This is a genomic window from Hwangdonia lutea, assembly GCF_032814565.1.
In the GTDB taxonomy this organism is placed as follows: domain Bacteria; phylum Bacteroidota; class Bacteroidia; order Flavobacteriales; family Flavobacteriaceae; genus Hwangdonia; species Hwangdonia lutea.
The window spans coordinates 3,810,380-3,822,130 of the sequence record NZ_CP136521.1; the positions used below are offsets into that span (position 1 = coordinate 3,810,380).

At 37.9% G+C, this 11,751-nt stretch carries 9 protein-coding genes; all 9 read left to right on the forward strand.

Annotation, left to right across the window (positions count from 1 at the left end; genetic code table 11):
- Positions 1 to 118: 118 nt before the first annotated feature.
- A complete protein-coding gene (locus RNZ46_RS16460) occupies positions 119 to 928 on the forward strand; it encodes a 3-keto-disaccharide hydrolase (protein ID WP_316983266.1) in 810 nt (269 codons plus the stop codon).
- Positions 925 to 1,887, forward strand: a complete 963-nt coding sequence (locus RNZ46_RS16465; protein ID WP_316983267.1) for a formylglycine-generating enzyme family protein — start codon at positions 925 to 927, stop codon at positions 1,885 to 1,887. Before RNZ46_RS16460 ends, RNZ46_RS16465 begins: the two co-directional genes overlap by 4 nt.
- Before the next feature lie 10 nt (positions 1,888 to 1,897).
- The gene (locus tag RNZ46_RS16470; RefSeq protein ID WP_316983268.1) at positions 1,898 to 3,226 is read left to right on the forward strand and encodes a Gfo/Idh/MocA family protein; all 1,329 of its coding nucleotides are present in this window, start codon (positions 1,898 to 1,900) and stop codon (positions 3,224 to 3,226) included.
- A 2-nt stretch (positions 3,227 to 3,228) separates the two neighbouring features.
- Positions 3,229 to 4,152 (forward strand): hydroxypyruvate isomerase family protein, encoded by a 924-nt coding sequence (locus RNZ46_RS16475; RefSeq protein ID WP_316985007.1) that lies wholly within the window; start codon positions 3,229 to 3,231, stop codon positions 4,150 to 4,152.
- Positions 4,153 to 4,163: 11 nt separating this feature from the next.
- The gene (locus RNZ46_RS16480; protein WP_316983269.1) at positions 4,164 to 5,603 is read left to right on the forward strand and encodes a Gfo/Idh/MocA family protein; all 1,440 of its coding nucleotides are present in this window, start codon (positions 4,164 to 4,166) and stop codon (positions 5,601 to 5,603) included.
- Positions 5,604 to 5,618: 15 nt separating this feature from the next.
- Positions 5,619 to 6,014 (forward strand): transmembrane 220 family protein, encoded by a 396-nt coding sequence (locus tag RNZ46_RS16485; protein ID WP_316983270.1) that lies wholly within the window; start codon positions 5,619 to 5,621, stop codon positions 6,012 to 6,014.
- 91 nt (positions 6,015 to 6,105) lie between these two features.
- Positions 6,106 to 8,928, forward strand: a complete 2,823-nt coding sequence (locus RNZ46_RS16490) for a TonB-dependent receptor (RefSeq protein WP_316983271.1) — start codon at positions 6,106 to 6,108, stop codon at positions 8,926 to 8,928.
- A 33-nt stretch (positions 8,929 to 8,961) separates the two neighbouring features.
- Entirely contained in the window at positions 8,962 to 10,443 is a 1,482-nt protein-coding gene (locus RNZ46_RS16495; RefSeq protein ID WP_316983272.1) for a xylulokinase, read from the forward strand.
- 1 nt (position 10,444) lies between these two features.
- Positions 10,445 to 11,749, forward strand: a complete 1,305-nt coding sequence (gene xylA, locus RNZ46_RS16500; protein ID WP_316983273.1) for a xylose isomerase — start codon at positions 10,445 to 10,447, stop codon at positions 11,747 to 11,749.
- Positions 11,750 to 11,751 lie beyond the last annotated feature (2 nt).

Here is an 11,751-nt window from a genome sequence, read left to right on the forward strand (position 1 = left end):
CGAAGTATTTAAGAATTTAATTGAAATTTTATTCTTTTTTGTCATTTATGACTATTAATATGTTAACTTTTTTAATGAAACACCATAACTAAAAACACGGCGCAAAACCCCACTTCAGATGATAAAAAACCATGTTATTACCATTGTATTTATTGCCACAGCAATTTTTTTTAATTGTAAAAGCAATAAAGATCAGTCTTTAAAAACACCTCAAAAAGAGAATTGGGTAAAGCTATTTAATGGAAAGGATTTAAAAGATTGGACCATTAAAATTAAAGGGCAGCCTTTGGGTAAAAATTACAAGAACACCTTTGTTGTAGACGATGGCGTATTGAAAGTTAATTACGACGAATACAATGGCTCTTTTAATAATTCGTACGGACATATTTTTTATAACAAAGCATTTTCGAGTTATAAATTTAGAATGCAATACCGTTTTATTGGCGAACAAATAAAAGACGGTGCAGGATGGGCAACCCGAAATAGCGGCGTGATGATTCATTGCGAAAACCCTAAAAAAATGGGTTTAAACCAAAACTTTCCCGTATCTATTGAGGTCCAACTTTTAGGCGGTTTGGGCACTGGCGAACGCCCCACCGGAAACTTATGTACTCCCGGAACCCATGTTGAAATGAACGGTGAATTATTTACGCCACATTGCATCAATTCCTCATCAAAAACCTTTCATGGTGACCAATGGGTTAATCTTGAAATTGAAGTTAGAAACGACTCGATTATCAAACATTTTATTAATGGTGAAAATGTGCTTACTTATTCGAAACCCCAAATAGGTGGCTCAATAGATTACAATGAAGCATTTTGGAAAAGCAAAACAGGAACACCGTTAAAAAAAGGATATATTTCCTTACAGAGTGAAAGCCATCCAGTTGAGTTTAAAAACATAGAAATACTAGAATTACAACAATGAAAAGCACCCTAAATTTTACACTTACTTTTCTAGGCATTATACACATAGGAACAATTTACGCCCAGGAGTTTGAAGATTATTCGGAAACCTTAAAAGACGACCAAATAACCATTGAAATGGTAGCGGTAAAAGGAGGCACATTTGTAATGGGAGCAAATGATACAACGCGTAAAGCTGATGAAAAACCCAGTCACGACGTCGAAATCGATGATTTCTGGATGGGTAAACACGAAATTACCTGGGAACAATACGACGCCTTTGTATTTGGTGAATTTGGTCCCGAACAGTTTAAAAGCAAAGAAACATTAAACGATTTAGGTATCGATGCCGTTTCCGGAGCAACACCGCCGTATGTAGATATGAGTTTTAATATGGGCAAAGCGACCCATCCGGCTGTAAACATGACACAATATGCAGCCCTTATGTATTGTAAATGGTTAACTTCAAAAACCGGTGTGTTTTACAGGTTGCCAACAGAAGCCGAATGGGAATATGTATGCAAAAAAGGGAAAACCGATGAGGATTCTAACCTTAAAAACGTAGCCTGGTTTAAAGAAAACACAAATGATAAATATGAAAAAGTTGGCTTAAAAACTGCCAATAGTTTAGGAATACACGATTTACTGGGCAACGTCTCAGAATGGGTGATGGATCAATACGATGCCGATTATTATAGCGCATCTCCAAAAAAAAATCCTTGGAATACACCTTCAGAATTATACCCGAGAGTGGTTCGTGGAGGCTCATGGAAAGATACCAAAGATAAATTATGCTGTACCGCAAGAGGTCAATCTAAGCAAAAATGGAAAAGAAGAGACCCGCAAATTCCTAAAAGTAATTGGTGGCATACCAATGCGCCCTTTGTGGGGTTTCGTGTGGTACGACCCAAAATTCAACCCTCAAAAGAAGACATAAAAACCTATTGGCTCACCGCCATTGAAGACTACGGATTAAATTAAAAAGAACACTATGAAACCAAAAAAAAGCCAAGTAACACGACGCAACTTTGTAAAAGGAACATCTTTAGCTGCGGGAGGCATTTTATTAACCCCTTCTCTACTCACCGCGAGCCCAGTTTTCAATAAAACAAAAAAATTAAAGTTAGCAGTTGTAGGCTGTGGCGGACGTGGTACCGGCGCGGTAAGTCAAGCGTTAAGGGCAGACGAAAACGTTGAGCTAGTAGCCATGGCCGATGCTTTTTCAGATCGATTGGAAAAGGCCCATTCCAACTTATCAAAAATGTTCCAAACAGGGAAACTTAAAGTAAAGCCGTCGCATAAATTTGTAGGTTTTGGTTCTTATAAAAAAGCCATTGATGCGGCCGATGTTGTTATTTTAACCACACCTCCCGGGTTTAGGCCTCAGCATTTTGAGTATGCCGTATCTCAAGGCAAACATGTTTTTATGGAAAAACCGCTAGCTACCGATGTTGCAGGAATTAAAAAAGTATTAGAAGCCGCCAAAGTTGCAAAAGCGAAGAAACTCAACGTAGTGGTGGGGCTTCAAAGGCATTACCAGGCCAATTATATGGAAACTTATAATCGAATTCAAAAAGGCGATATTGGTCAAATTGTTTCGGGGCAAGTGTATTGGAACGGCGCAGGTGTTTGGGTAAATCCTCGCGAAGCAAGCCAAACGGAAATGGAATACCAAATGAGAAATTGGTATTATTTTAATTGGATTTGTGGCGATCATATTTTAGAACAACACATTCACAATATTGATGTTGCCAATTGGTTTATTGGCGGACACCCAATAAAAGCCAGTGGTACTGGAGGCAGAGAGGTACGCAAGGGAAAAGATCACGGCCACATTTTTGACCATCACGTGGTAGAATTTGAATATGAAAACGGCATTATAATTTCCAGCCAGTGCAGACATCAACCGGGAACAAAAACGCGAGTTGATGAATCTTTTCAAGGTACTTTAGGAACCGCTTATACAGATGGAGGCGGCTCTGCAAGGTTAAAGAAATATGACGGAACAAGCATTTATACACACGATAATGAGAATGATATTAATCCCTATCAACAAGAACATAATCTTTTGTTTAAATCTATACGAAATGGAGAGGTTATTAGCGATGCAGAAAATGGCGCCATAAGTACTATGACGGCTATTTTAGGAAGAATGGCAACCTATTCCGGTAAAGAAATAACCTGGGATGAAGCTATGGCACTTGAGCACAAATTAGTTCCCGACGAAGATACGCTTACTTTTGATTCCGTACCACCAATAACACCCGATGTAAACGGTAACTACCCTATTCCCGTACCTGGAAAAACTAAATTTATTTAATGATGAAAAGAAGGTCATTCATAAAAAAAAGTACTGCTACCGCATCTTTATTAGGCGTTGGTGTTACTGGAGTTAATGCGATGAATATTTTAGATTCACAAAAAAACAGTCCTAGTTTTAACTTAAAATACGCACCACATTTAGGGATGTTTAAAAACCATGCAGGGAATGATCCTATAGATCAGTTAAATTTTATGGCAGACCAAGGTTTTACTGCTTTTGAGGACAATGGAATGAAAAATCGTGCGGTTGAAACTCAAGAAAAAATGGCAAAAACCATGCGTGATAGAAATATGACCATGGGTGTTTTTGTGGCTCATAAAATTTATTGGAAAGAGCCTAATCTTGCCAGTGGAAATATTGACGAACGCAATGCCTTTTTAAATGAAATAAAGGAATCTGTAGAAGTCGCAAAACGGGTTAATGCCAAATGGATGACGGTAGTTCCGGGTCATGTAGATTTAAGTCAAAATATCGATTATCAAACCGCTCATCTTGTAGAAACCCTCAAACAAGCATCGGCTATTTTAGAACCTCATAATTTAACCATGGTATTAGAACCTTTAAATTTTAGAGATCATCCTGGGTTGTTTTTAACCGAATCTCCTCAGGCCTATCAAATTTGTAAAGCTGTAAATTCGCCTTCGTGCAAAATTCTTTTCGATATTTATCACCAACAAATCCAAGAAGGAAATTTAATTCCGAATATTGATGCGTGTTGGGACGAAATTGCTTATTTTCAAATCGGCGATAATCCGGGTCGAAAGGAGCCAACAACAGGTGAAATAAATTACAAAAATGTTTTCAAACACATTCATTCAAAAGGATTTAAAGGCATTTTAGGTATGGAGCACGGAAATTCCATTCAAGGTAAAAAAGGAGAATTAGCGGTCATTGAAGCCTATAAAGCATCAGATAATTTTTAAATTATTAACAAATGAAGAAAAATCACAAAGCAAATAACAGAAGGGCTTTTATTAAGAAAACTGCTTTAACCTCATTGGGAATTTCAATCATTCCAAGACATGTTATGGGCAAAGGGTATATTGCACCAAGTGATAAACTTAATATTGCCGTTATTGGTGGTGGTGGCAAAGGGTATTCTGATGCCATTAACGCTTGGAACAACGGTGCTTCAAATATTGCCGCTATTTGCGATGTAGATTGGAATCAATCAAAACGATTGATGGACAAATTCCCCAAAGCATTAAAATATCGCGATTATCGTAAGCTATTTGACGATGTGAAGAATATCGATGCGGTAACCGTTTCAACACCCGACCACACCCATGCCGTAATTGCTATGGCTGCTATAAAATCGAACAAACACGTGTATGTACAAAAGCCATTAACGCATAGTATTTATGAGGCTAGAATGCTTACCGAAGCAGCAAACCAATATAAAGTGGTAACGCAAATGGGCAACCAAGGCGCTTCGGGCAATGGCGTAAAACAAATGATTAAATGGTTTGATGAGGGTAAAATAGGCACCGTAAATAAAGTCCATGTTTGGACCAACAGACCCGTTTGGCCTCAAGGCATACACACACCAACCGATAAACCTGCGATGTTAGATGGATTGGATTGGGATTCTTGGGTTGGCCCCGCTAAAATGGTCGATTACCACCCCTTATACCATCCGTTTAAATGGCGTGGTTGGTGGAATTTTGGCACAGGCGCTTTAGGCGATATGGGTTGCCATTTAATCGATCCGCCTTTTCGGGTTTTAGGATTAGGGTATCCAACGGAAGTTGAGAGTAGCGTTGGCGCAGTCTTTAAAAGAGATTGGTCGCCAGAATATTTGCCAGAATCTTGTCCGCCTTCATCACGAACACAATTAAAATTTCCAGCTTCGGCAAAAAATCCTTCAGAAATTAAACTCACATGGTCTGATGGGGGATTGAGACCGTTCCACCCCGATTTAATTCCGGCCGATCACCCTATTGGAGATCACGATAGTGCCAATGGTGTAATTATGATTGGTGATAAAGGGATTATGACTTGTGGAACCTATGGCGTTGCTCCAAAAGTGTACTTAAATAATGGAGATTTGTTAACATTTGAAGATACCGAAAAAAGCACGCTTCCTGAAAGCGGACATAACGCCTCTTGGGTTGAAGCCTGTAAAGATGGCTATGGCAAGGAAAAGCACAAAGCACTTACCTCCTCTTTCGACTACGCCGGACCATTAACCGAAAGCGTTTTAATGGGCAATCTAGCCATAAGAAGTTACAATTTAAGAACACAAAAAGGCAATAGGTTTGAATATCCCGGTAGAAAAAAATTACTTTGGAATGGCGAAACTATGAAAATAACGAATTTTGATGAAGCCAACCAATTTGTAAAAAGAACCTATCGCGAAGGCTGGACCTTATAACGCATTAATAAACCAATGAATCCTAATCGACCATTAAGCAAAAAAAAGAAGATTACTAATTTTATCCTTTGTATTCTCTTTATCATTTTTGCCGTTATACAATTGAATGATCCCGACAGCCTTTTATGGTTTTCAATATATTTTATTGTTGCAATCATCTGTTTATATAACAGCTTTAAACCTATTCCAAAACCATTATTAATTATAATACTAGTTGCTTTATTAATTTACTCAGCTTTTCATTTTTCATTATTTATTGACTACTTAAATACAGAAAACAAAGAAGAAATTTTTGGCGAAATGGTTTACGATAAACCTTATTTGGAAGGCACAAGAGAGTTTATAGGGTTGTTAATCGCTGCCTTTGGCATTTTATATCAATTAAGAATTTGGAAAAACAACAATAAATAACATTAACTTGATTTGCTTGAAGACGATTAAAATCGAATTTTTATCAAACGATAATAAAAATTTAAAAACTTAACCTATTTCAAAATAAAACATGAACAAAATTACAGTACTTTTTTTAATAACAATAGCAAGTGTTTTTTGCAATACCGTTTCATCTCAAGCCAACATTAATGGAGCTATAAAAGATACTGATGGCAATCCGTTACAAGGTGCAAACATTCAATTAAGCCCTTCAAATCAAACGGCCACAACTAGTGCGGATGGCGTATTTAATATATTAAATATCAGCTCCAATAATTATACCATTACCATATCTCATTTGGGATACAAAACCATATCGGATACGATTAAAGTTGCACAAAATGATGTAACACTTTCGTTTACTATGGAAGAAGATTTACTACACCTTCAAACCATAGTGGTTACGGGTATTTTCGACCCGAGAACACAATTAGAATCCAGCACCTCAATGAGTACACTTAGTTCTAAAGCTATTCAACAGGAATACCCACAAGGCACCGCAAGTTTGCTTCAAAATATCCCAGGCACATTCACGGATGCCTCGGCAGGTGAAGTATTCACTAAAGTTTACACGCGAGGTATTTCAGCTTCCGCTGAAGATGATACGGGGTGGTATTATGTATCGCTTCAAGAAGACGGGCTGCCCGTTAGCCTTGTGCAACACTCGTATTATAGTCCAGACCTTTTTCATCGTTTAGATTTAACCACCCAAAAAGTGGAGGCCTTACGAGGTGGCAGTTCATCTATTACGGCGCTTAATGCTCCCGGAGGTATTTATAATTTTATTTCGCAAGGTATTCGAAATAAGTTTAGTGGCAACATCCAATTTTCCAACGGTTTTCAAGGTGAAGGCAATGCCTTATATAAGTTTGATGCGAGCATTGGTGGTCCATTAGGCAATAATTGGTTTATCAATGCTGGCGGACATTACAGACATGATGATGGCGCAAGAAACACAGATTTTACCTTAAGTAAAGGCGGACAGTTTAAATTCAATGTTATTAAAAGGAATGCATTTGGGTATTTAAAATTTTACGGAAAGATTTTGGATGATTACACCAACCGATACACAGGTGTTGCAGCCACAAATTGGGATAACCCTACGCCTGCTTTCGGTCAAGATTTTGGTTCAACATCGCTGTTAATGCCCAGTTTTAACGGTCGTATTCCAGATGGGCGAAACCTGACACAAGGCGCGTCGAATAGTTTTGATCCATCACAGGGTGTTCATGCCAAAGATTTGGCTTTTGGGTTTGATATCTCTCAAAATTTAGGTAATAATTGGTTGTTAAAAAACAATATTAAATTTTCTGCTAAAGATGCCAATTGGCAAACTTCCATTAGTAATGCATTTGTTTCGCTTAGCGACCCAACGCTTTACTATTTGGTAAGTAATGGAAACCCTTTTCCTGTTGGACAAATTGTTTTTCGCGATACCAACTCGGGCAATGAATTGGCAAGAATAGACAATAGTGGAATTTTTGCAGGTACAGGGTCACAATATTTAACCGGTAATACATTACCAAATGATGCCCTTATGGGAACCTCGGCGTGGTACAAAGACAATACAGCTGACGAGTGGATGAATCAATTTACCTTGCAAAAAACCTTGGAAAACCATGATATTACAGGAGGGTTTGCCTTAGGCTTTTCGGACACCTCCTTATTTACACAAGGAAGTTTTGCCTTTGCAACCTACGAACCCAACCCGAGAATGCTACAGGTAACGCTCGAAAACCCTGGAGACCCAGTAATTGCATTATCAGATTCAAACGGGCTTAGTAATTATGGCGGTTTGTTTTTTGTGAACTCCAGAGCCAAAGTAAGTCAAGTAGCTACGTTTATTAACGACCGCTTGAAAGTTTCCAACAATGTACATTTAGATTTAGGTTTACGCTACGAGACCATTAAACATAAAGGTAGTAAAGATCGTTTTGCTCCTTTTACACAAAATGGTGGTTTAGATGGCAACGATAATACCGCTTACGATAATGGTATTTTAGCGCCAACAGGCGAACAAGATAACTTCAATTATAATTATAGCTACCTTTCTTTTTCAGGTGGTATTAATTATAAAATTGATGATGAAGCCGCTTTATTCGCTAGATTTTCACAAGGACATAAAGCGCCGGAATTGAACTATTATTTCAATAACTTTTCAAATGTTCCCATCAACAAAAAAGGAGAAGTTCAAGAAATAAATCAAGCTGAAATTGGTGTAAAATATATCCTAAAAGACTTTTCATTTACAAGCACACTATTTTGGAGTCAGCTTAAAAACATTGGCATTGCAAACTTTGAATTTGACGGAAGCAACAATAGTATTTTCTACACACCTATTCAGTTTAACACCTCTAGAACAATAGGTTTAGAGTGGCAAAGCGTGTATTCACCGGTTCAGAATTTCACCTTCCGTTTCAACGGGATTCTTCAAAATCCAAAAGCTACCGAATGGAAAGTTTATGACGCCGCAGGTTCGGTAGATACCAGCGATGACAGTATTTTAGATTTCTCAGGAAAAACGCTTCCCTTTAATCCTAAACTTATGTTTAACCTGAGTAGCGAATATCAAAAAGATAGAATTATAGCCTTTTTAAAATGGCAGTTTATGGGCAACCGTTATGGCAACGTTTCAAACGGATTTAATCTTCCGGCCTATAGTATTTTTAATGTAGGCGCGGGCTATCAAATAAGTAAAAACCTATCAGCAGATATTTTGGTAACCAATCTTTTTAATTCAGAAGGATTAGCAAACTTTTTTGGTGCTAATAGTTTTGGAGCCAATGCCAATGGGGCAACTCCTGAATTTATTGCCGCAAATCCAGATGCCAGTTTTGTGGTTTTTCCCGTGTTGCGAAGACGGGTTTTATTAAAATTAAATTACAGTTTTTAGCATAAACCGAAAAATGAACAAACGCGATTAACTATGTATTTATTGGGATTGGATATTGGTTCATCATCTATAAAAGCAAGCTTATTGCAAGTTTCTGATGGCGCCATAATTGCTCAAAATTTCGAACCAAAAAACGAAATGGATATTTTGGCGCATCGCCATGGGTGGGCAGAGCAAAATCCGGAACTTTGGTGGGATTATGTAAAACTAATCGTGCCAAAACTTATTGAAAATGCACAAATAGACAAGTCGCTTATTGCGGCTATTGGTATTTCATATCAAATGCACGGGCTAGTTTTAGTCGATAAAAACAAACAAGTATTAAGACCTTCAATTATTTGGTGCGATAGTCGTGCTTCGGAAATTGGTAAAGAAGCCTTTAATAATTTAGGAAGCGATTATTGTTTGGAAACCCTTTTAAATTCTCCCGGAAATTTTACCGCATCAAAACTAAAATGGGTTAAAGATAATGAACCCGAAGTGTATGAGCGTATTTATAAAATAATGCTACCGGGTGATTTTATTGCCATGAAACTCACCAATAAAATTACATGTACTGTAAGTGGTTTATCCGAAGGTGTTTTTTGGGATTTTAAAGCCAATAAAATTTCCAAAACGCTTTTAAATCATTATGGTTTAAAGGAAAGCTTAATTCCAGAAATCCACGATACCTTTAGTTCCCATGGCACAATTACCAACGATATTGCAAATCAATTAGGACTTCCTCAAGGCATTCCCGTGTCTTTTAAATCGGGCGACCAACCTAATAATGCCCTATCTTTAAACGTACTAAAACCGGGTGAAGTTGCAGCAACGGCAGGGACTTCCGGTGTTATTTATGGTGTTGTTGATGATATAAAACCCGATTTAAGTTCGCGTGTCAATGTATTTGCGCATGTTAACCATAACGTTGGGCAACCGCGATATGGCGTATTGGCCTGTATTAATGGCACAGGAATTTTAAATGCATGGATTCGGAAAAACATAACCCAAGGTTTGAGTTATTCTGAAATGAATGCATTAGCTGAAACTGTTGAGGTGGGTTCAAATGGTTTGCAAGTGTTTCCTTTTGGGAACGGTGCCGAACGTATTTTGGAGGACGCAAATAATGGCTGCACATGGAAACATCTTAATTTTAACATCCATAACAAAGCGCACGTATTACGCGCGGCACAAGAAGGCATTGTTTTTTCTTTTCAGTATGGCATCGATATTATGAAATCCATGGGATTGAAGTTAGATGTTATAAAAGCAGGAAACAACAATATGTTTCAAAGTCGCATTTTTAAAGAAACTTTAGCGACCCTATCTGGTGCACAAATTGAAATATACGACACCGATGGTGCCATTGGCGCAGCCATAGGTAGTGGCCTTGGCGCTGGTGTTTATAAATCTTCCGATGAAGCTTTTAGTCGGTTTAAAAAATTAGAAACCATCCAACCAAATAAAGCCATCCAATCTAAAATAAAAGAAGCCTACCGTAATTGGGAAAAAGAATTAAAAAAAACATATTAACATGAGCAATTATTTTCCAAAAATCAATAAAATTAAATACGAAGGAAAAGATTCAAAAGACCCTCTTGCATTCAAATGGTATAACGAAGACCAACTAGTTAACGGCAAAACAATGAGGGATCATTTAAAATTTGCTGTGTCGTATTGGCATACCTTCTGTGGCGAAGGCGGTGACCCTTTTGGTCCCGGAACAAAAACGTTTCCTTGGGATAACCCAGAGCCCTTAACCGCTGCAAAACACAAAATGGATGCGGCTTTCGAGTTTATTGATAAACTCAGTATTCCCTATTATTGTTTTCACGACACCGATTTAGTGGGTGATGGCAGTGTTTTTGAAATCGAAAAACGGTTACATAACATTTTACCTTACGCCCAAGCTAAACAAGCAAAATATGGCATTAAACTACTTTGGGGCACAGCCAATGTGTTTTCTAACCCACGATACATGAATGGTGCGGCAACAAATCCAGATTTTAGTGTATTAACTAATGCGGCAGTTCAGGTAAAAAATGCCATTGATGCTACCATAGCACTTGGAGGCACTGGTTATGTGTTTTGGGGCGGACGCGAAGGTTATATGTCGTTACACAATACCAATATGAAAAAGGAAGTAGAACACTTAGCCATGTTTTTAACCAAATCGAGAGATTATGCCAGAGCTCAAGGTTTTAAAGGCACATTTTTTATTGAACCCAAACCTATGGAACCCACCAAACATCAATACGATTTTGATGCTGCAACGGTATTGGGTTTCCTAAATAAATATGATTTGGCAGAAGATTTTAAATTAAATTTAGAGGTCAACCACGCCACCTTAGCGGGTCATTCTTTTGCCCATGAACTACAGGTAGCCGCCGATGCGAATATGTTGGGAAGCATTGATGCCAATAAAGGGGATTATCAAAATGGTTGGGATACCGATGAGTTTCCAACCAACATATACGAAGTTACAGAAGCTATGATGATTATATTGCAGAACAAAGGCTTCGAACATGGGGGTATTAATTTCGATGCTAAAACAAGGCGGAATTCTACCGATATGGAGGACTTATTTATAGCGCATATTAGCGGTATGGACACCTTTGCGAGAGCACTTTTAACAGCTGAAAAAATCTTATCTGATTCCGATTATTTGGAAATGAAACAAAAACGATACGATTCGTTTAGTATTGGGTCGGGTAAGGATTTTGAAGCAGGCAAATTAGGTTTAAAGGACCTGTATCAGTTAGCTTCAAACAGTGGAGAACCCGAATTGAAAAGCGGTAAACAAGAGCTTTTAGAACAGCTTATAAACAGCTACATATAACA

Coding starts and splice junctions, on each gene's coding strand:
- RNZ46_RS16475 (WP_316985007.1), top strand. CDS start 3,229: ATGAAAAGAAGGTCATTCATAAAAAAAAGTACTGCTACCGCATCTTTA.
- RNZ46_RS16490 (WP_316983271.1), top strand. CDS start 6,106: ATGAACAAAATTACAGTACTTTTTTTAATAACAATAGCAAGTGTTTTT.
- RNZ46_RS16460 (WP_316983266.1), top strand. CDS start 119: ATGATAAAAAACCATGTTATTACCATTGTATTTATTGCCACAGCAATT.
- RNZ46_RS16480 (WP_316983269.1), top strand. CDS start 4,164: ATGAAGAAAAATCACAAAGCAAATAACAGAAGGGCTTTTATTAAGAAA.
- RNZ46_RS16495 (WP_316983272.1), top strand. CDS start 8,962: ATGTATTTATTGGGATTGGATATTGGTTCATCATCTATAAAAGCAAGC.
- RNZ46_RS16465 (WP_316983267.1), top strand. CDS start 925: ATGAAAAGCACCCTAAATTTTACACTTACTTTTCTAGGCATTATACAC.
- RNZ46_RS16470 (WP_316983268.1), top strand. CDS start 1,898: ATGAAACCAAAAAAAAGCCAAGTAACACGACGCAACTTTGTAAAAGGA.
- xylA (WP_316983273.1), top strand. CDS start 10,445: ATGAGCAATTATTTTCCAAAAATCAATAAAATTAAATACGAAGGAAAA.
- RNZ46_RS16485 (WP_316983270.1), top strand. CDS start 5,619: ATGAATCCTAATCGACCATTAAGCAAAAAAAAGAAGATTACTAATTTT.